Below are 19,989 nucleotides of genomic sequence, written 5' to 3'. Positions count from 1 at the left end.
GCCGGCCAGGCCCCCGGGCGACCTGCAGCTCTCGCGCAACTCCCCGTCCTGAGAGGGAATTCCGGCGGCAGGAGACTGACTCCGGGTGACTCCTGGGCCTCTGGCGCGGCCACTCGTTATAGAGGAAGCTGTGCCCCCGCGAAGGACCGGTCCGCGACCGCTGCCCGAGCCTCGCGCTCGTCCCGCTTCCTGGGTCTACGACTCTCTCTTCCGCCGACCGATGGCTCTCCGGACGGGCGCTCCGGACGGCGCTTCGGTCGGGACGGAGGGAGCTCGTGGCCTGGAAACGAACACGATCGGACCCGGTGGAGATCCGGGCCGACACGCTGACGAACGAGGATCCGCGCTTCACAGCCGGAAGCGTGCATCCGCCGACAACCGAGCCCCAGATCGGCTCGTCCTAGAGAGAGACCCCCGATGTCTACCTTGAGCCCGAAGGAAATGCGGCAGCTCGTCGCGAGCCGCAAGATCGAGCGCGTCGTCGTGCTCGGCGCGAACGGAACGATGGGATACGGGAGCGCTGCGCTCTTCACCCAGGCCGTGCCCGAAGTGACGTTCCTGGCCCGCACGAAGGAGAAGGCCGAGGACGGCCTCGCCGCAGCGATCAAGCAGGTCCGCTCCCCCACCGTCGCGAACCGCGCGAAGACGGGGAGCTACGACGACGATCTCGCGGCCGCCTGCGCCGGCGCCGACCTGATCTTCGAGGCGCTGACCGAAGACTTCGACCTGAAGAAGGACATCTTCGACAAGGTCGAGGCTTCTCGTCGGGACGACTCGATCGTCGCCACGGTGACCTCGGGCCTGTCGATCAACAAGCTCTGCGAAGGGCGCTCCGACTCGTTCCGCAAGAACTTCCTCGGGCTCCACTTCTTCAACCCGCCGAACGTGATCGTCGGGACCGAGTTGATCGCCGGGGACGAAACGGATCCCGAGCTCGTCGATTTCATCGATGCGTACTCGACGGTGCTCCTCGGTCGCGAGATGGTCCGCACGGCCGACACGCCGGCCTTCGCGGGCAACCGCGTCGGCTTCAAGGTCATGAACGAGGTCTGCCAGCTCGCCGAGGAGATCGGGGTCGCGCTGACCGACAAGCTGGTCGGGCCCTACACGGGGCGCGCGATGACCCCGCTCGCGACGGTCGACCTGGTCGGTTGGGACATCCACCGCGCGATCGTCGACAACGTCTACGCCAATACCACGGAGGCTCACGACGAGGCCCGCGAAACCAACAAGCTCCCCGCCTACATGGCGACCCTGATGGAGAAGGGCGTCCTCGGCAACAAATCCGGCGGCGGCTTCTTCAAGAAGGACGGCAAGACGCGGCTGATCCTCGATCCGGCGAGTGGAGACTACACGCCCGCCGACGAGATCAAGCTCCCCGAGCTCGGCTACATCGACGAGGTCGCCGCGCTCCACCGCGACGGTCGCTACAAGGAAGGCATGGCGGTCTTCGCCTCAGCCTCCGGCGAGCACGCCAAGATCGCCCGCAAGGTCATCGCCGGCTACGTCGCCTACGCGTTCCAACGCGTCGGTGAGGTCACGGAGTCGATCGACGGGATCGATCGGATCATGGGCATGGGCTTCAACGTGGCGCCGCCCTCGGTGCTGGTCGACGCCCTCGGTGCTCAGGCGACGGTCGACATGATCGCCGAAGCCGGTCTCGAGGTTCCGGCCGCGCTGGCCGAGGCCGCGAAGACCGGCGAACCGAAGCGCTTCTTCAACCACACCCGCATCAACGTCGGCAAGTTCTTCGTCGCCGAGTAACCCTTTCCGGATCCGCCCTTGCGGGCGGACCCTTGCACACGAAGCGATCCGGACGATCATGGGTCTCGGACGCTCCAGGAGGAAATGACATGGCTGCTGGATCCGAAGTCTACGTGCTCGGTGGCTACCAGACGGATTTCGCGCGCAACTGGACCAAGGAGAACAAGCATTTCTCCGCCCTGATGCGTGAGAGCGTCGTCGGCGCCCTCGAAGCGTGCGAGATCGCGCCGGAAGAGGTCGAGAGCGCCCACGTCGGCAATTTCGCCGCGGAGCTCTACTGCATGCAGGGCCACCTCGGCGCCTTCTTCACGGAGGTCGACCCGGCCTTCTCGGGTCTCCCGACCGGCCGCCACGAGGCCGCCTGCGCCTCGGGCTCGATCGCGCTCCTCGCCGCTTCGGCCGAGATCGAGGCCGGACGCTACGACCTCCAGGCCGTCGTCGGCATCGAGCAGATGAAGACGGTCGACTCGGGCAAGGGCGGGACCTACCTCGGAACCGCGGCCTGGTTCGAGGAAGAGGCGGAGGGGATCGATGCTCCGTTCCCGAAGCTCTTCGGTCGCCTCGGTGACGAGTACGACAAGCGCTACGGCCTGAAGGACGAGCACCTCGCGGAGATCTCGAAGATCAACTACGCGAACGCCAAGCTCAACCCGAACGCCCAGACGCGGACCTGGTACATGAACAAGGACCACGCGCTCGTCCGGACGGACGACAACGCGGCGATCGGTGGACGCATCCGGATCTCGGACTGCTCCCAGGTGACCGACGGCGCCGTCACGCTCTTCCTGGCCTCCCGCGAATACGCCGAGAAGTGGGCGAAGGGCACGGGCAAGAAGCTCTCCGAGATCCCGCGCATCAAGGGCTGGGGCCACAACACGGCGCGCCTCAAGTTCGACGACAAGGTCGCGGAGAGCGCCAATGACCAATACGTGCTTCCGCACGTTCGGAGCACGGTCACCAGCGCGATGAAGCGCGCGGGAATCGAGGGCGTCGACGGCGTCGACGGGATCGAGACCCACGACTGCTTCACGACTTCCGAGTACATGGCGATCGACCATTTCGGGATCACCGCCCCCGGCGAGTCCTGGAAGGCGGTCGAAGAAGGCTGGCTCGAGATCGACGGCAAGCACCCGATCAACCCGTCGGGCGGCCTGATCGGCGCGGGCCATCCGGTCGGCGCGACCGGCTGCCGCCAGGTCCTCGACTCCTACCTGCAGGTGACCGGACAGGCCGGTGCCTACCAGGTCGAGGGCGCCAAGAACTTCCAGACCCTGAACATCGGCGGCTCCGGCACCACGAGCGTCTCGTTCGTGGTCGGTGTCGACTGAGCCGAATCGGGCTCGACGTTCGAGATGGCCGTCTCCTCGGAAGAGGAGGCGGCCGTTTTCTTTCGTGGGTCCGTAACCGGATCGTCGCGCGCGACGTACGTTTGCCCGTGAGACCCGTCCGCCTCCCGTCGAGGCGGAGCGGAGAGGGAGGGACCAGCCACGATGGATGTGACGTCCAACGTCCAGAGCTATTACGGAGAGACGCTGCAGTCGACTGCCGATCTGCGGACCGACGCCTGCACGACGGCCGCGGCGCCGAGCCCACACGTGAAGGCCGCGCTCTCGGCGGTGCACGACGAGGTCATGAGCCGCTACTACGGATGCGGGCTCGCGATTCCGACGGAGCTCGCCGGGCTCCGGGTGCTCGACCTCGGCTGCGGCACCGGGCGCGACGTCTTCGCTCTCGCGAAGCTCGTGGGGCCCGGAGGCGAAGTCGTCGGGGTGGACATGACGAAGGCCCAGCTCGACGTGGCGCGGCGCTACGAGGGCTGGCATGCCGAGCAGTTTGGCTACGCCGCGCCGAATACGCGCTTCATCGAAGGCGAGCTCGAACACCTCGACCGGCTCGACCTGGAGCCGGCGTCCTTCGACCTGATCATCTCGAACTGCGTGATCAACCTCTGCGCCGACAAGCCCGCGGTCTTCCGATCGGCCCATCGGCTGCTGAAGCCGGGTGGCGAGCTCTACTTCTCGGACGTCTACGCGGACCGGCGGGTTCCCGAGGCGCTCGTCGCGGACCCCGTCCTCTACGGCGAATGCCTGTCTGGCGCCCTCTACTGGACGGATTTCCATCGGCTCACGGCGGCGGCCGGCTTCGCCGACGCCCGGGTCGTGGATCACCGACGTTTGGGCATCCTGGATCCCGAGCTCGCCGCGAAGGTCGATCCGATCCGCTTCGCGTCGATCACGACCCGCCTCTTCAACCTCGACGGGCTCGAGTCGGCGTGTGAGGACTACGGCCAGGCCGTCGTCTACCGCGGCGGGATCGAGGGCATGGAACGGGTCTTCGTGCTCGATGCGGAGCACGCGATCGAGGCGGGGCGGGTCTTTCCCGTCTGCGGGAACACCCTGGCGATGTTGCGCGACACGCGGTTCGCTCCGTATTTCGACGTCGTCGGAAGCGGGGAGACGCATCTTGGGCTCTTCCCGGGATGCGAGGCGCCGGACGTCTTCGCGGAAGCGGGCGCGGCCGACGCCGCGACGGGCGGCGGCGGCTGCTGCTAGGCGGGACCGGAACGCGTCAGCGGTGCGCCCGGCGTTGCAGGTGTTCTCGTCGGGCGCGCCGGGCGGCGTCGCGTTCCGCCTTGCTGACGGGGGTGAGCCCGGGAATCCGCTCGGCGAGGCGCTCGAGCTGGACCCGCTCCGAGGACGGGTACTGCGCTTCCGGGAGCGTTCCCTGCACGCCGTCCCACCGGATCATGATCGTGCCGCGCCGGAGTGCACCCGCGTCGAGCCAGTTGGCGTGGCCCGGATCCTCGTTGGCGATCACGTACCAGTACGCCCCGTCGTCGGAGAGGACCGACTGTTCGGTGGTCAGACTCGAGATCTGGTTGCCATGCTCGAGGGACGCCATCCACATGTCGGCGAGCTGGATCGCCTGGTAGTCGGCCGCCGACGCGGGCATCCGGATCAGGAGCGCCTCGCCGTCCCCCAGCTCGAAATAGCCGCCGCTCATCCAGCGGCCCCGCGCGCCGCCGAGGGCGTAGGTGTCGTAGGGCGGGCGAATGGTGTTCTTGGGCCCGCCGCGGACGTAGCGGCGCTGGACGAAGGCCGGCCAGGTGCGCGCGGTCGTGCCGAACATCACGCTGGCGGCGCGGATCTTCTCGGCGAGCTCCGCGTCGGTCTCGGGCGGCCGCCGCTTGCCTTCGAATCCGACCCGGTCGATGTGGATGTCGCCGGTCGGCTGGTCGTTCCAGTTCGCGTAGACGTGGCGGGCGAAGAGCGTCGTGCCCTCCGGCGGGTTGCGCAGCCAGTTGCCCTCGCGCTCTTCGGGGGTCACCCAGATCTCGAAGGAACCGTCGGGGGCGAGCGCGATCTCTTCGAAGGTCAGATAGCCTGCGCTCTTCCCCGTGCCGTCCCAGGGGCGGCCCGCATAGATCTGGAGCTCGACGCGGCTGGCAGAGCCGAGCTCGCCCCAGACGCGGTAGGCCTCACCGCCGCGGATCGGCGTGAACGCGTAGCGCTGGTCCGGGTTGTCTCCCCCCTCGCGGAGCCACCAGTCGAGGATCCGGAAGTAGGGGTAGTCGGGATCCTGGCGGACCTCGGCCTCGAGACCCTTCGCGATCGAGCGGAGGATGTGGCGGTAGCCGCCGATCCGCTCCTGCTCGTCGCCATAGGCCGGCGACTTCCGGATGTCGGACTCGACCGCGCGGAGGGTCGCGACGAGCTCGCCGAACGCCGATGCGAGCGGGTCTCCGCCGCTGATCACGACGGTCGGCTGGCCTGGCGCACCGGGCGCGGGAGGCGGGGGGCTTGCGGCACAGCCGAGGGTGGTGAGCGCGAGCGCGGTCAGGCTCGAGAAGATCGTCTTCATTCGGGGGCGCCTCCTTGGCGTGCGGCCATCGCTTCAGGGGGGAAGTTCCGGGCCATCGAGGGGCCGAACGCAGGACGTTCGGAGATCCGTGCGGAGTAGTCGGAGAGGATCCGGGGAAGCTCGACGCCCCGCACCAGCTTCGCCCAATCCAGGCAGGACTTCACGATCAGATCCGCCACCGTGAACGCATCGCCGAGCAGGTGGGGGCGGCCATCGGCAAGGCGCCGCTCGATCTCGCCGGCGGACCGGAGGAAATAGTCGCGCGCGGCCGCGACGGCGACTTCGGAGGCGCCGTAGACCTCGGGCAGCCCCTCGTGACGCCGGATCGTGTAGAGGATCGCGTCCATCTCGGTCATCGCGAAGAAGACGAGCTCGTCGTGGCGGACACGGTCCAGGCTGCCGGGCGCCGGAACGAACACGCCGCGGTCGCGGAAGGTGTCCGCCAGGTAAAGGCAGATCGAAGCGCTCTCACCCATCACGAGCTCGCCGTGTTCGAGGATCGGGATCTTCTTCCGCCCCGACAGGGCGGCGAACGCCGGATCGCCCATCGTCGGCGTTCGCGTGAGGACGCTCTCGAGCTCGAAGTCGACGCCGAGCTCGTTCAGCAGCCAGATGGGGCGGAGCGTTCGCCCCGTGCCGAGGCCCCAGAGTCGCAGCTCGGAAAGGGGCCCTTCCGTCTTCGCCATCGCTGGGCGCCTCCCTCTTCGGATGCTCTCGTGGATCGACGCCCTTCAGTCGGGGCGGTCGGGATTCGTGATGGAGGTCGGGAGGATTTCCGTCAGGCCCGGTGCGTCGAAACGGCCGTTCCCGTCGGCGTCGACGAAGATCGGATTGGTGAAGGCGAAGGGGGTGAAGCCGGGCAGGGCTTCTGCGTAGCGACCTTCGGCCGGGCCCTCGACTTCGACGGTCACGAACGCGTCCTGCGCGAAGGCGAGGGGCAGGGCCGCAGAGGTGCCGGGCGTGATCGGAGCGCGGTGGACCAGCTCGCCGTTCACGTAGGCGCGCCACTCGGAGACGGGGACCCAGGGCGCGGCTTCGACGCCGACGTGCAGCGTTCCCTTGCGACCCGCGTGGAGGTCGCCGATCTGGGCATCTTCGAGATGCACGTGAAGGAGCGGCCCGGTGGAGCCCCAGGCTCGACCGGCGCGGAGGGCTTCGAGGAGCTGGTCCTGGTCGAAGCCCGCGAGCGAATCGTCCTTCATCGCGACATAGGTGCGCGGGAGGCCGACGATCACGCTCGCCGTGTGGGAGTCGCTGTTCGCATTCGCCGTCACGCGCTCGCCCTGCAACAGAAGCGAGAGCCAGTCGGCCCGGACGCGGCGGTAGCGGACGAGACTCTCGCCGTTCATCAGCTCGACGCCGTGATAGTCGAGGTCGGTTCCGCCGTGCTCGGGGCTCGCCTGCCGGAGGATCGCGTTCGGGGTCGCGTCGAGGGGGAGGGTCGGGTCGAAGGGCTGTCCTGCAGAGCTCAGATGTTCGAAGAAGCCGTCGCCTTCCTCGTCGGCATGGAGCTGACGCGGATGGTTCAGCTGGACGAAGGGCCGGGTCGGGCCGGCGCGCAGCTCGGCGAGGACGTCGCGGAGTCGGACTCCCTCCATACGGGGGACGGCGCCGCCGCGATAGCGGCGCGGCTCGGGCTTCATCGGGAACGCGTTCAGATGCAGCGTTCCGTTCGGCGTCTCTCCGCCGACGTAGCCGGCGGTGGCTTCGACGCCGGTGATCGAGACGAGGGAGTGCCCCAGGGCCGCGCGTTCAATGGCGGGTCGCGGATCGACGATCCGATCGTGCTCGGTCGCGACGAGGACTTCCGCGCCGCTCGCGGCGAAGGCGGCGATCTGGCTCTCCTGGGGAAGCCCGGAGTCGAAGCTCCGCCCGCTGTGGACGTGGAAGTCGGCGGCGATCCATCCGGGGGTCGGGGCGATCCGTTCGAGGGAGGGGAGCGTGAGTGTGACCTCGTCTCCTGTGCGTGCCTCGATCGTCACCTCGGCCGAGGTGTACTCCGGGCCGCGGACCGCGATCACGCGGTGGCGCCCGGCCGGAACCGCGACGCGCTTCGGGTCGATCGGGCTGGCGGCGAGGTTCAGCCACGGGGATTCGCTGGCGCCGGGAATCGCCTTGGTCCCCATCTTCTGGCCCAGGAGATTCGATCCGAAAACGAGAGGAGAATCAGCGCCTTCCGGAAGGAAGGTGAGGCGTCCGACGAACTCTCCGGGCAGGCGGACCCAGGCCGGACGACCGACTTCGAGGGGGGCCAGGTCGACCTCGGTCGCGTCGGCGGGGACGTCCCAGAGCGCGATCACGTCGCGATCACCCGGGGCAAGCGCACGGGCCGCATAGCGCCCGGGCGGCAGCCGGAGCGTGAAGCGTCCGTCGTCGCCGGGCCGGATCTCGGTGACCGGGGCGCCGGGTGTGCCCTCGGCGTCGGCGCGGTGGACGTGGATGCGGGCGGTCGGGTCGTCGATCCGGCCGCGCAGGCGCGGCGCCTCGGCGAAGACGCGATCGGTGATCGAGGCGACGTCGTTGCGGTGGCCCACGTACAGAGCGAAGGCCGCCTCGAAGGTCTGATCGTCTTCGAGATCCATGAAGGGGAGCTGCGCCAGCCCCACCACCCCGGGCTCGTCGCCGGCGCTGCCGACCCAGGGCGGATTCGTCATCGCGTTCAGGAAGGTGAAATGGGTCCCGCTCACGCTGAACGCGGCGAGGGGCTCCCGGGCGTCGCCGCCGATCCGTACGGCGTGTTGGCGGTGGAGGCCGTAGCTGATCGGCGGCATGCCCTCGGCGCCGACGAGCACCGTCAGGTCGCTCGCGATCAGGGCGGACAGGAGCGAGAAGATCGAGTTCCGGTCGCTCTCCGGGTACTCGAAGCCGACCGAGAGATCCGGAAGGGTCTGCGATGAGGAGAAGACCGGCGTCTGTCCGCTCGTGTGCAGCAGCAGCTGTCCGATCGAGAAGAGGGCTTCCCCTTCCTCGACGCGTCGCGCCCGCTGGACGACCTGGAGCTGCTCGGGCGCTTCGTCGGTCAGGGTGTAGGTGGTCGAGAGCTCGGCGCCGGCGAAGCGGGCGCGCGTCTCGATCCAGGCGCGCCCCGGGGCCTCGCCCGTCTCCACGTGGGTGACCGGGACGACGGCACTCTGGGAGAAGTTGAGCATCGGCTGCAGGACGACGAACTGGTCGTCGTCGCGCCCGCAATGGCCGAGATCGATCAGGACGCCGCCGGTCGGAGAGATGGCGCCCTCGTGGTCCGGAGCCGAGACGGCGGCGCAGAGCGTTCCGTTCGACAGGAAATAGTCGCCGATTCCGGCGTCCGCATCGGGTCCGCCGACGGCGCGGGTCGCGAAGTTCTCCGCGGTGATCCGGCCGGAGGCCGGTGCGCCGAAGGACGGGCCGGCGACGAGGCACGCGGCGAAGAGCGTCACCAGCGAGACGGACGCGAGGCGGAGAGGGTCGGCGATCAACGGACTTCCTCGGGTTGGAGCGCAGCGGAGCGTTCGGGGCGACGATGCGTTGAGGAGTCTACGGATCTTTGTCAGCATTCGCGAAGCGATGGGCCACGCGTGCGCGAGGAGTCGATGACCATGAGTGCCGGATCCGATCGACCTTTCGAGACACGGCCGCTCGGCGCGATCGGCGTCGAGATCGAGGGGCTCGAGCTCCGCTCGGAGATGTCCGACGAGACCTTCGCGGCGCTTCGGAGGACGGTCGTCGAGGAGGGGCTCGTGCTCTTTCGCGACCAGCCTCTCGATCCGGAGGTCCAGATCGCCCTCGGTAAGCGCTTCGGGCCGATCGAACAGCTCGTCGTCGGGGGTGAGGACGAAGAGCCCTCGATGGTCAAGATCAGCAACCTCGACGCCGACGGGAACGTCCGCGCGAACGACAGCCACTTCATGCAGTTGATCACGATCAACGAGGGGTGGCATACGGACAGCTCGTTCCGTGAGGTTCCCGCCTCCTTCTCGGTCTTCAGCTGCGTCGTCGCACCGGAGGAGGGCGGCGACACGATGTGGGCGCATCTCCAGCGGCCCTTCGACGCCCTCGATGACGTGACGCGGAAGCGCCTGGTCGGCCGGTCCGGCGTCCACGACTACGCCGCCGCGTATCGCGCGCGCGGAAACGACGAGGGCGGGATCGTCGGCTTCGACTCCGATCCGCTCCGGCATCCACTCCTGCGTGAACATCCGGAGTCCGGCCGTCCGGGGCTCTACATGAGCGAGCACATGTCCGAGATCGAGGGTCTCTCGCCGGAGGAGAGCGAGTCGATCCGTACGAAGCTGCTCGCCCTCGTGACCGCCGACGACAACACGTATCGCCACCACTGGTCGGTGGGCGACGTCGCGATCTGGGACAACCGCTCGATGCTCCACCGTGCCCAGGGCTTCGATGAGCGCTTCCCCCGCGTGATGCACCACGTGCGGGTCGCCGGGTTCGAGGCGCCGATCGCCTGGCGGCCGCGCTGACGGACCCGCGGTGCTAGGTCGCTCGCCGCCAGACGTCGAGGACCGTCGCCGTGTCGAGGACGGTCGTGATCCCGCCGAGCGTATGCTCGAAGACCTGATCGACGTAGTCGTCGGGGAAGCCCGCCACGGCGTCCCGCGGTAGCACGACCTGATAGGCGGCGTTCACCGCATCGAATGCCAGGTTCGTGATCGCCACGTTCACCGAGACACCGACGCCGACCACCGTCTTGATTCCCAGGTTCCGCAGGAGCGAATCGAGCTCGGTTCCCTGGAAGGGGGAGAGGCCGTGGAGCCTCGGCACGATCACGTCGCTCTCGGCGACGGGAATCTCGTCCATCAGCTCGGTGGCTTCGGATCCCTCGAAGAGGGGGTGTTCGACCTTGCCCATGTACTGAAAGAGCCGCGCGTTCGTGTTGGCGCCCTGGCCGTCGCGTCGTCGGACCGCGATGCAGTGGAGGATCGGCACGCCCGCGTCCCGCCCGACCCGTGTCAGCTCGGCCACGTTCTGGATCATCCCACCCTGCGCCGCCTCGGCGAGTGCGGGCAGGCCGGACAGCGGGCCGCAGACGCCCTTCTGGCATTCCTGGGTGACGAGTGCGCAGGTTCGAGGGGCGAGCAGGGCATCGAGGTCGAGGGGCATCCTGGGGCTCCGTGGTTTCGAGGAGACCGTACCGGAGCGGGCCGCGCGCGCACGCGCGTACTCAGGCTTCCAGGTCGTATTTCTTGATCAACCGGTAGAGGGTCGTACGGTCGATGCCGAGGCGCGTGGCAGCGTCCCCCTTCGCGCCGCCCGTCGCCGCCAGCGCCTCGCCGATCGCCTTGCGCGTGGCGGCATCGAGATGGCTCTGCAGCGTCGCGTCCGCGACGCCGTCCGCCACCGGGCCGGGCCCCGCGAAGAGCAGGTCGCTCGCGCGGAGGGACTCGCCGTCGCCGAGGACGATGGCCCGCTCGATCGCGTTCTCGAGCTCGCGGACGTTGCCCGGCCAGTCGTGCCCGAGGAGCAGGGCCTCGACCTCGTCGCCCAGGGCTGCGATCCGACCCCCTGCGCTCTGCTGGAACTCGACGAGGAAGTGCCGCGCCAGGGGCAGGACGTCGTCGGGGCGCTCGCGGAGCGGCGGGATCCGGATCGGGATCACGGCGAGCCGGAAGAAGAGATCCTCCCGGAAGCGACCCTCGGCGACGTCCTGCTGCAGATCGCGGTTCGTCGCGACCACGACCCGGACGTCGACGGGACGGGCGCGGTCGTCGCCGACGCGGCGGATCTCACGCTCCTGCAGGACGCGGAGCAGCTTCGCCTGGAACGACTCGCTGATCTCGCCGATCTCGTCGAGGAAGAGCGTGCCGCCGGAGGCTTCTTCGAAGAGCCCCTTCCGGAGGCGGTCGGCGCCGGTGAAGGCGCCGCGTTCGTGACCGAAGAGCTCGCTCTCGAGCAGGCCCTCGGCGAAGGCCTTGCAGTTGACCGCTACGAAGGGGCCGGCGACGCGGTCGCTGTGGAAGTGGACCGCCCGGGCGATCCGTTCCTTGCCGGTGCCGCTCTCGCCCGTGATCAGGACGGTCGCGGGGCTGCGCGCGGCGCGGCGGACCACGTCGAGCACGTCGTTCATCGCGTCGCTCGCGGCGATGATCTCGCCCAGGGTATTCTGCTGGCCGAGCTCTGCGCGCAGATAGCGGTTCTCCCGGGCGAGCCGTGACAGCTCGAGGGCGCGGGCGACGCAGGCGCGCAGAGCGTCGTTGTCGAAGGGCTTCTGGACGTAGTCGAAGGCGCCGGCGCGAAGGGCCTCGATCGCATTGGCGATCGTGGCGTGGGCGGTGAAGAGGATCACGGGCGTGTCCGGCGTCGCGGCGCGAACGCGCTCGAGCACCTCGAGGCCGTCGGGGGCGGGCATGCGGAGGTCGGTCAGGACGAGGTCGAATGCGTCTTCCTCGTGGCGGCGGACCGCGTCGGCGGACGACGTGAAGGTCTCCACCTCGTAGCCCTCGCGGCGCAGGACCATGCCCACGATCTCGGCCATGCGCGGTTCGTCGTCGACGACGAGCAGGCGCGGCTTCACGGGATGGCCTCCGCAGAGGCCGACGGCAGCTCGATCGAGAACGAGGCGCCGCCGAGTCCGGACGGTGCGTCGAGCAGGGTGAGGTGCCCCCCCTGAGCCTCGATCATGCGGAGTGCCATCGGCAGCCCCAGCCCGGTGCCGGTCTCCTTCGAGGTCACGAAGGGTTCGAAGATCGAGTCGTGAAGCTCGGGCAGGACGCCCGGCCCGGAGTCCTCGACCCGGAGCTCGACGCCCTTCGTCCGTCCGCGGGCGACGATCCGGATGCGGCGGGTCGTCGCATCGCTCTCCGCGAGCGCCTGGATCGCGTTGAGCGTCAGCCCGTAGAGGGACCGGGCCAGCCGGTCCGGGTCCACGCGGAGCGTCGGGAGCCCCGGCTCGACCTCGATCTCGAGGGCGACGTCGCCCGCGCGGGCCTCGCTCCGAGCGAGCTCCGTCGCGCGGTCGAGGACCTTCGTCACGTCGACCTCGACCCGCTCGACCGGCTGGGGCTTGGCGAAGGTCAAGAGCGACGCGATCAGGCGGTCGAGCCGGTCGGTCTCCTCGCAGACGAAGCCGAGGGCGCGGTGGGGGTCGGTGCCTTCGTCGAAGCTCTCCCGGGCCATCGAGGCCGAGGCGCGGATCACCCCGAGCGGGTTGCGGACTTCGTGGGCGACCCCCGCGGCGAGGCGACCGATGCCGGCGAGCTTCTCTTCCTGAACGAGGGCGCGCTGCGTCCGCTCGAGGGCGCGAAGCTGGGACCGGATCGTCTCCGCGTCTCGGTCCGCCTGCTCGCGGGCTGCGGCGAGTCCGCCGACCGCCCAGCCGAGGATCGCGTAGGGGATCAGGAAGGCGAGGGCGACGATCCAGGTCGCGTCCGTCTGGCCGATCCGCATGTCGGCGTCGAGGAGGACCAGGACGCCGAAGTCGAAGAGACCGATCGAGGCACCGAGCGTCATCCACGCCCACCGCGGCAGCGCGGGCAATCGGAAGCGTTCGGAAATCGGGACGGACGGGCTCGCTTGCATCGCGGTCCTCCAGGCTTGGCGGAAAGGGTACCGGGTCGCTCCTTTCTCGTTAAGCAAGCCGCGTGCCCCACGGCGTGGCCTTCAGGCGCGCGTCGGCGTGTCGTCGGGTCGGGATGAGGCAGGCGCGCGACGTCGATGTTGCGCGGCTGCAACACGTCCGCCACGAGCCGGCCGTTGGAGCGCGTGCGCGCGTTGGCACTCGCGTTGCACCGGCGAGAGGGCACGCACCCGAATCCGCCTCGCAAGAGGCCAACTGGAGACGCACATGAAGCTGGAAGACACACGACCCTGGCTCTTCTGGGCCCTGCTCGTCGACTTCGTCGGATTCACCGCCTTCACGGGCTACGTCCTGCTCGAGTACGGCATGGGCTGGGTCGACGTCGCCTTCGCCAACCCCGTCAGCACGCTCGTGACGGTCGACCTGTTCATCGCCCTGTCGATGGTGATGGGCTGGGTCTACGCCGACGCGAAGGCTCGGGGCGTTTCGCCCTGGCCCTTTCTGATCCTGACCCTCGGGACCGGCTCGGTCGGGACGCTGCTCTACCTGCTCGTCCGCGAGCGACCGGGCGCGCCGGTCTGGACGGAGGAAGGCACGACCGCGCTCGCGAGCGCCGGGCGCTAGGCGAGGAAGAGGCCGAGGGCCGCCGAGGATGCGCTACTTCCCTTCGAAGTCGGCGTCTTCCTTGGCGGCCATCGCCTTGTAGCCGAGGGTCATGTCGTCGGACGTGAAGAGCACCGCCGCGCTCGACGCCTCGAACTGCATCGCTTCCTGGAGCCCCTGCTCGGCGCGATAGTTGATGGTCCGCTTGATCCCCTGGACCGCGAGGGGGGCGTTGCTGCAGATCTCCTCCGCGAGGGACCGAACGTGGCTCTGGAGCGCGTCCTTCGGGACGACCTCCTGGACGATCCCGGCGCGCAGCGCCGTCTCGGCGTCGATCCGGCGCCCGGTGAAGGCGAGGAGCTTGGTCATTCCGGCGCCGATCTCGTGGGAGAGGCGGAGGTCGCCCCCCGCGTCGATCGAGACGCCGACCTTCGGCTCCGGGAGCGCGAACTTCGCGTCGTCCGAAGCGATCCGGATGTCGCCCATCATGGCGACCTCGAGCCCCGCGCCCAGGCAGTAGCCGTGGACGGCGACGAGGACCGGCTGGGGCAGGTGGGCGAAGACCTTGAAGCGTTCGTGGACCCAGCGGAACTTCTCGTAGTAGTTGCGGACCTTCTCCGCGGGGCTGCGGCCGGTGATCCGATCCTCGGGCATGCCGAGGTCGACGCCGGCGCAGAACGCCCGCCCCTCGGCGCGCATGATCACGCAGCGAATCCCGTCGTCGAAGCGGATCTCGTCGGCGAGCGCCGAGATCTGGCGGGCCGACTCCCAGCTCCAGGCATTCAGCTTGTCGGGGTTGGTCAGGACGATCGTGGCGATCTCGCCATCGCGATCGAGGCGCATGAGTTCGGGGCGTTCGGTCATCGGGGTCTCCTTCGGCGGTCGTCTCGGGCTTCGTCTACTTCTTCTTCGGTGGGTTCGGGTCGAAGGGCCCCTTGCCCATCTGGTCGCGGATCGGCACGAACTCCGGCATGAGCATCGCGCGTCGCTGCCAGTTCGCCCCGTCGACGACCATCGTGTGGCCCGAGATGTAGCTCGCGAAGGGGGACGCGAGGAAGGTCGCGGCCCAGCCGAGCTCGTGGGGCTGGCCCACCCGGTGGGCCGGGCACCGCAGCGCTTCGGCCTTCTGGCGCTCGGGCACCGACATGATGTCCGCGGTCATGTCCTCGTGCGGGAAGAAGCCGGGCACGAGGCAGTTCACCTGGATGCCGTAGGGACCCCACTCGACCGAGAGGGTCTCGGTCAGGTTCTTCACGCCGGCCTTCGCCGCCGAGGAATGGGCGAATCCGGGGCCGCCGGTCCAGGCGTAGGCCGCGCCGATGTTGATGATCGAGCCGGGCGTGCCGGCCTCGATGTGCCGGCGACCGAACTCGCGGGAGCAGTAGAAGGTCCCGTTCAGGACGATGTCCGTGACCGTCTTCCAGGCGTTCGGACTCATGTCCTCGGCGGGGACGGGGAAGTTGCCGGCGGCGTTGTTGACGAGGACGTCCGGTGCGCCGAGCTGCTCGGTCACGGCGTCGAAGGCCTCGGCGATTGCGCCGGCGTCGCGGATGTCGCAGGGAACGGCGATGTGCTTGCCACCGACTGCGTTCACGGCCGCGAGGCCCGCCGCGCGATGCTCCTCGCCGCGGCTCAAAATCGCGACCGAAGCGCCGACGCGGGCGAACTCGACGGCGATCGCCTTGCCGAGACCGGTGCCGCCGCCGGTCACGACCACGATCTGGCCGTCGAAGGTGCCGAGCGGGAGCGCGTTCGCGCCGACTTCGGGGGGAGCGGGGAGGCCCATGCAGTACTTCTCCTGGAAGGATCGAGGAACGGACCGGGACGACCCGGGCCGCGTGAACGAGCGCGCCATGATAGCCTCCCGTGGCGGTTCGCGAGGCGTCGGCAAGGAGTGTCCGGCGCGCGAACCGGGAGTCCTCCGACCATGGCCGACGCGCTGACCACCCTCGACATCCAGGACGGCATCGCCGTCATCACGAACAACCGCCCGGAGAAGCACAACGCCGCCAACGACGAGATGGATCGGCAGCTCTTCGACGCCCTCGACGAGATCCACGACCGGAAGGACGTGCGTGTCGTGCTCTGGCGCGGGGAGGGCAAGTCCTTTTCCTCGGGGCGCGACGTGAGCGAGATCGGCGTGCGTTCGGAGGACATCACGAACTTCGAGTTCGTCGAGCGCGGGCACCGCCGGACCCAGGCCTTCTTCACGTGTCCGGCGCCGATCGTGGTCGCCATGAAGGGCTGGGTGATCGGCGGCTCCTTCGAGCGCGCGCTGCTCGCGGACATGCGGATCGCGGGCGAGAGCACGAAGATGATGCTCCCGGAGATCAAGCACGGCGTGATCCCGGACTCGGGGGGGACGGCGCGGCTCTTCCAGATGGCGGGGCACGGGCTCGTCGCCGATCTGGCGATCACGGGGCGGACGATGGACGTCGAGGAGGCGTTCCGGCACGGCGTCGTGTCGCGGGTCGTACCCGATGCGGAGCTCGACGACGCGGCGATGACCCTCTGCCAGGAGATCGCTTCGAACCCGCCCTTCGCGGTCAAGATGTTCCGACGGACGCTCTCGCGACTCGGCAATCCCGAGGTGCAGCGGACGATGCAGGAAGAGTCGATGGGCATGACCGCGATCTACGAGACCGAGGACTACGCCGAGATGAAGACGGCGCGGGCCGAAGGGCGCGAGCCCGAATACAAGGGGCGCTGAGGGTGGCGGACGGACGACGAGAGACGGGAACGGACGAGGTCCTCTGCGAGGTCCGCGAGCGGGTGGCGAAGATCACGCTGAACCGGCCCGACGCGAAGAATGCCCTGACGATGGACATGAAGGAGGCGCTCTATGTCCTGGTTCGGGATCTGGAGTCGGATCCGGAGGTGGGCTGCTTCCTGCTGACGGGCGCCGGTGACGCGTTCTCCGCCGGCGGCGACACGAAGCGCATGAAGCAGGAGGGCAAGCCGCCCGTCATGGAGGCGCGACAGCGCCAGCTCCGCTGGGAGCACGAGCTGCCGCGCATGCTCCACCAGTCGAGCAAGCCCTCGGTCGCCGCGGTCCACGGCGCGGCGGCGGGCGCCGCCTGTTCGATCGCGCTCTCCTGCGACCTCCGAGTCGCCTCGGAGAAGGGCTTCATCCTGACGTCCTTCGCCCGGCTCGGGCTCTCCGGGGACTACGGCGGAACCTGGTTCCTGACCCAGCTCGTCGGTCCGGCAAAGGCGCGTGAGATCTACTTCACCGCCGAGCGCGTCGACGCGCAGACGGGACTCGAGCTCGGGATCTTCAATCGCGTCGTGCCGGCGGAGCAGCTCCAGGAAGAAACGTTCGCCCTGGCGGCGCAGATCGCGAGCGGCCCGCCGATCGCGCTGCGCTGGATGAAGGCGAACCTGAATCGGGCGCTGACCGAGGACCTGGAGACGTGCCTCCGCTACGAGGCGGACCGCATGGTCCGCGGCGCGCTGACCGACGACTACGTCGAAGCGGTCGCGGCCTTCGCCGAGAAGCGCAAGCCCGCGTTCAAGGGCAAGTAGGCACGCGCGCGACGCCTGCCGAATCCGTCGCTCGCCGAGCCGACCTAGGGGCGGATCGTGTAGGCCGGCGCGCCCTGACGCGCGTGATCCGCGAGGGCGCCCTGGATCTCCTCGACCCAGTCGCAGAGGATCGGCCGCGTGTCGCGGGGATCGATCAGGTCGTGGACGCCGAAGTCCGCCGCGCGCGGCATCACGGACTGGGCCTTCGCCATCTCGTCTTCGAGCTCGGCGCGACGCGCGTCCGGGTCGTCCGCCGCCTCGATCTCGCGCCGGAAGGCGAGGGCGACACCGCTCTCGACGGGAAGCGCCCCGCTCATGGCCGACGGCCACGCGACCGTCGTCGCGCCGGGGCCGAGGTGGATGCCCTGGGCGACGCCGTAGGAGCGCCGCAGCACGCACGCGAACCAGGGGACGCCCGTCTGCATGATCGCGAACATGGCGTTCATGCCGGCGCGGATCGTGCCGTCCTTCTCGGCCTGTGAGCCGATCGCGAAGCCCGGCTCGTCGACGAAGGAGACGATCGGGACGTGGAAGAGGTCGCACATCTCGACGAAGCGCCGGATCTTGTTCGCGCCGTCCGCGGTCATCGAGCCGCCGTCGTGGTGGCAGTCGTTGGCGAGGATCCCGACGCTGTAGCCACCGATCCGGGCCAGACCGGTGATCTGGCTGCGACCCCAGAGCGGGCCGATCTCGAAGAAGCTGCGCTGGTCGACGACGTGCTCGATCAGCTTGCGCATCTTGTACGCGCGGCGGCGCTCGCGCGGGATGATCCTCAGCAGCTTCTCCTCTCGCCGATCGCGTCGGTCGCCGACGTCGAAGAAGGGCGGGACCTCGCCGCAGTGGCTCGGGAGATAGGAGAGGAAGTTCTGCGCCATGCGGAGCGCTTCCTCTTCGTCCTCGGCGACGTTGTCCACCATGCCGTTGCGGCCGTGGATCTGCGCCGAGCCGAGCTCCTCCTTCGTCACGTTCTCCTTCATGGCGTGGGCGACCACGGCGGGCCCCCCGGTCAGGACCTGGGCAGTGTCCTTCGTCATGATCGAGAGGTGGGACGCGACGAGGCGTCCAGCCGGGAAGCCGGCGCAGGGACCGAGGGCCATGCACACGACGGGTACGCTCCGGAGGCTCTCGAGGGCGCGGATGTTCATGACCGGCGGTGCCGTCCAGTCGTAGCCCGAGCGCCCACGGGTCGCGGTTCCGGTCCCCGCGATCGAGGCGCCTCCGGCTTCGAGCATCCGGATGATTGGCATTCGGCGCTTGACCGCGAGGTCCTCGGCATAGACGCCCTTCTTCATGCCCGCATCGGTGTAGGCCCCTCCGCGAATCGTGAAATCATCGCCGCAGACGACCACCGGTCGACCGGCGACCTTGCCCGTCCCGAAGACCAGGCCCGTGGGCTGATAGTCCGAACCGTCCTCGGCCTCGCTCGATCCGGCGATCTGGCCCCACTCCCGAAAGCTGTCCCGGTCGACCAGGGCCGAGATCCGCTCGCGGACGTTCAGGCGGCCTCGATCGTGGTGCTTGGCGACGGCCTCCTTGCCACCCATCTCGAGGGCACGGGCGCGTCGTCGTTCGATCTCGTCGACTTCGGGCTTCCAGCTCATGACGCCGGACCCTATCACAATGGGGACGGGCGGACGGGAGTCATCCCAGCGCGCCGTCTCGCCGCGATCCGTGGGGTACGCTGGGCCTCCCGCCGAGCGCGCGGGTCGAGGAGGGATCGGTCATGGACGTCACTGGGAAGAACATCGTCGTCACGGGCGGCGGGAACGGAATCGGACGCGCGCTCTGTGAACGTTTCGCCCAGGCAGGCGCCGGTCACGTGACGGTCGTCGACCTCGACGAGGCGAACGCCAGTTCCGTGGCCGACGCGATCGGGGGCACGGCCCGCGGCGCCGACGTCGGAGACCGCGATTCGATCGTGGACCTGGTGCGTTCGGTCGAGGGCGAGCGCGGACCGATCGACCTCTTCGTGTCGAACGCGGGGATCCTCGTGCCCGGGAGCGTCGAGGCCCCGGTCGACGCCTGGCAGAAGATCTGGGACGTGAACGTGATGGCCCACGTGCACGCCGCTCACGCGGTCCTTCCCGGGATGCTCGAGCGGGGTGAGGGCGCCTTCCTCAATACGTGCTCGGCGGCGGGGCTCCTCACCCAGATCGGCTCGGCGCCCTATTCGGTCACCAAACACGCCAGCGTGGCCTTCGCCGAGTGGCTCTCCATCACCTACGGCGACCAGGGGATCAAGGTCTTCGCCCTCTGCCCCCAGGCGGTCAACACGAACATGACCGCCGGGACCGAGAGCGGAGGCGTCGCCGGCGTCGACGGCATGCTCGAGCCCGCGGACATCGCCGAGGCGGTGATCCAGGGACTCGCCGCAGAGTCCTTCCTGATCCTGCCCCACGAAGCGGTCCGAACCTACTTCCAGCGGAAGGCCGGCGACTACGACCGGTGGATCAAGGGCATGCGCAAGCTCAACGCGCAGTTCCTGCCCGAGATGGAGAAGCTGATCGGCCGATAGGTCGGGTCACCGCCGCGTCGCGCTTCCTCTACGGGGCGCCCCGATCGGCGTTTCGAGCGTCCTGGATCCGTCTCGCGAGAGCAGGGTGGGAGCGCCGCAAGCCTCCGTCCTCGATGGGGATTTCGGGGCTGGACGAATACCGATACGCGGCGTATCGTATTCCTCCGGATGGCCCTCGGCGTGTCTTCGCCGGCCCATCGACGCGCTGGAGGTG

The 19,989-nt window shown here is 69.1% G+C and carries 17 protein-coding genes; 8 read left to right on the top strand and 9 right to left on the bottom strand.

Annotated features, from left to right (window positions below):
• Positions 1-417: 417 nt before the first annotated feature.
• The 3 genes from NXI30_22975 (at position 418) to NXI30_22965 (ending at position 4,316) form a co-directional block, all read left to right on the top strand.
• Positions 418-1,764, top strand: a complete 1,347-nt coding sequence (locus NXI30_22975) for a 3-hydroxyacyl-CoA dehydrogenase family protein (protein MCR9097095.1) — start codon at positions 418-420, stop codon at positions 1,762-1,764.
• 89 nt (positions 1,765-1,853) lie between these two features.
• Positions 1,854-3,092 (top strand): acetyl-CoA acetyltransferase, encoded by a 1,239-nt coding sequence (locus NXI30_22970; GenBank protein MCR9097094.1) that lies wholly within the window; start codon positions 1,854-1,856, stop codon positions 3,090-3,092.
• Positions 3,093-3,254: 162 nt separating this feature from the next.
• On the top strand, positions 3,255-4,316 hold the full coding sequence (locus NXI30_22965; protein ID MCR9097093.1) for a methyltransferase domain-containing protein: 1,062 nt from the start codon (positions 3,255-3,257) through the stop codon (positions 4,314-4,316).
• 16 nt (positions 4,317-4,332) lie between these two features.
• Here NXI30_22965 and NXI30_22960 read toward each other — a convergent pair whose 3' ends face one another.
• From NXI30_22960 to NXI30_22950, 3 genes are read right to left on the bottom strand one after another with little or no spacing between them, the layout of a single operon-like run.
• Complete coding sequence (locus NXI30_22960; GenBank protein ID MCR9097092.1) at positions 4,333-5,625, bottom strand: hypothetical protein; 1,293 nt, start codon at positions 5,623-5,625, stop codon at positions 4,333-4,335.
• A complete protein-coding gene (locus NXI30_22955; protein ID MCR9097091.1) occupies positions 5,622-6,311 on the bottom strand; it encodes a glutathione S-transferase family protein in 690 nt (229 codons plus the stop codon). Before NXI30_22955 ends, NXI30_22960 begins: the two co-directional genes overlap by 4 nt.
• Positions 6,312-6,356: 45 nt before the next feature.
• Positions 6,357-9,080 (bottom strand): CehA/McbA family metallohydrolase, encoded by a 2,724-nt coding sequence (locus NXI30_22950; GenBank protein ID MCR9097090.1) that lies wholly within the window; start codon positions 9,078-9,080, stop codon positions 6,357-6,359.
• Positions 9,081-9,200: 120 nt separating this feature from the next.
• Here NXI30_22950 and NXI30_22945 point away from each other — a divergent pair, with 120 nt between their 5' ends.
• Complete coding sequence (locus tag NXI30_22945; protein MCR9097089.1) at positions 9,201-10,079, top strand: TauD/TfdA family dioxygenase; 879 nt, start codon at positions 9,201-9,203, stop codon at positions 10,077-10,079.
• A gap of 13 nt (positions 10,080-10,092) precedes the next feature.
• Here NXI30_22945 and NXI30_22940 read toward each other — a convergent pair whose 3' ends face one another.
• The 3 genes from NXI30_22940 to NXI30_22930 form a co-directional block, all read right to left on the bottom strand.
• Positions 10,093-10,719: a cysteine hydrolase gene (locus NXI30_22940; GenBank protein ID MCR9097088.1), complete on the bottom strand. Its 627-nt coding sequence runs from the start codon at positions 10,717-10,719 to the stop codon at positions 10,093-10,095.
• Between the two features lie 61 nt (positions 10,720-10,780).
• Positions 10,781-12,130 carry a sigma-54 dependent transcriptional regulator gene (locus NXI30_22935; GenBank protein MCR9097087.1) on the bottom strand — a complete coding sequence of 450 codons (1,350 nt, stop codon included), beginning with the start codon at positions 12,128-12,130 and terminating at the stop codon, positions 10,781-10,783.
• Positions 12,127-13,134, bottom strand: coding sequence for an ATP-binding protein (locus NXI30_22930; protein MCR9097086.1), 1,008 nt, complete (start codon positions 13,132-13,134; stop codon positions 12,127-12,129). The genes NXI30_22935 and NXI30_22930 overlap by 4 nt, the downstream gene beginning before the upstream one ends.
• A 265-nt stretch (positions 13,135-13,399) precedes the next feature.
• Between NXI30_22930 and NXI30_22925 the strand changes: the two genes are divergently transcribed.
• On the top strand, positions 13,400-13,756 hold the full coding sequence (locus NXI30_22925) for a DUF2834 domain-containing protein (GenBank protein ID MCR9097085.1): 357 nt from the start codon (positions 13,400-13,402) through the stop codon (positions 13,754-13,756).
• A gap of 33 nt (positions 13,757-13,789) precedes the next feature.
• Here the strand turns inward: NXI30_22925 and NXI30_22920 are convergent, their stop codons facing one another.
• Both NXI30_22920 and NXI30_22915 read right to left on the bottom strand, forming a co-directional pair.
• Complete coding sequence (locus tag NXI30_22920) at positions 13,790-14,599, bottom strand: enoyl-CoA hydratase/isomerase family protein (protein MCR9097084.1); 810 nt, start codon at positions 14,597-14,599, stop codon at positions 13,790-13,792.
• Positions 14,600-14,633: 34 nt separating this feature from the next.
• The gene (locus tag NXI30_22915; GenBank protein ID MCR9097083.1) at positions 14,634-15,521 is read right to left on the bottom strand and encodes an SDR family oxidoreductase; all 888 of its coding nucleotides are present in this window, start codon (positions 15,519-15,521) and stop codon (positions 14,634-14,636) included.
• 141 nt (positions 15,522-15,662) lie between these two features.
• Between NXI30_22915 and NXI30_22910 the strand changes: the two genes are divergently transcribed.
• Positions 15,663-16,445, top strand: a complete 783-nt coding sequence (locus NXI30_22910; GenBank protein MCR9097082.1) for an enoyl-CoA hydratase/isomerase family protein — start codon at positions 15,663-15,665, stop codon at positions 16,443-16,445.
• Between the two features lie 2 nt (positions 16,446-16,447).
• Positions 16,448-17,260 (top strand): enoyl-CoA hydratase, encoded by an 813-nt coding sequence (locus tag NXI30_22905; GenBank protein ID MCR9097081.1) that lies wholly within the window; start codon positions 16,448-16,450, stop codon positions 17,258-17,260.
• A 44-nt stretch (positions 17,261-17,304) separates the two neighbouring features.
• Here the strand turns inward: NXI30_22905 and NXI30_22900 are convergent, their stop codons facing one another.
• Positions 17,305-18,861: a propionyl-CoA carboxylase gene (locus NXI30_22900; protein MCR9097080.1), complete on the bottom strand. Its 1,557-nt coding sequence runs from the start codon at positions 18,859-18,861 to the stop codon at positions 17,305-17,307.
• A gap of 122 nt (positions 18,862-18,983) precedes the next feature.
• On the opposite strand from NXI30_22900, the gene NXI30_22895 reads away from it, so the two are divergent.
• Positions 18,984-19,775: an SDR family NAD(P)-dependent oxidoreductase gene (locus NXI30_22895; protein ID MCR9097079.1), complete on the top strand. Its 792-nt coding sequence runs from the start codon at positions 18,984-18,986 to the stop codon at positions 19,773-19,775.
• The last annotated feature ends 214 nt before the right edge of the window (positions 19,776-19,989 follow it).

This window comes from bacterium, assembly GCA_024742285.1.
Taxonomy (GTDB): Bacteria; Myxococcota_A; UBA9160; order UBA9160; family UBA4427; genus UBA4427.
This window is presented reverse-complemented; position numbering and strand designations above follow the sequence as displayed.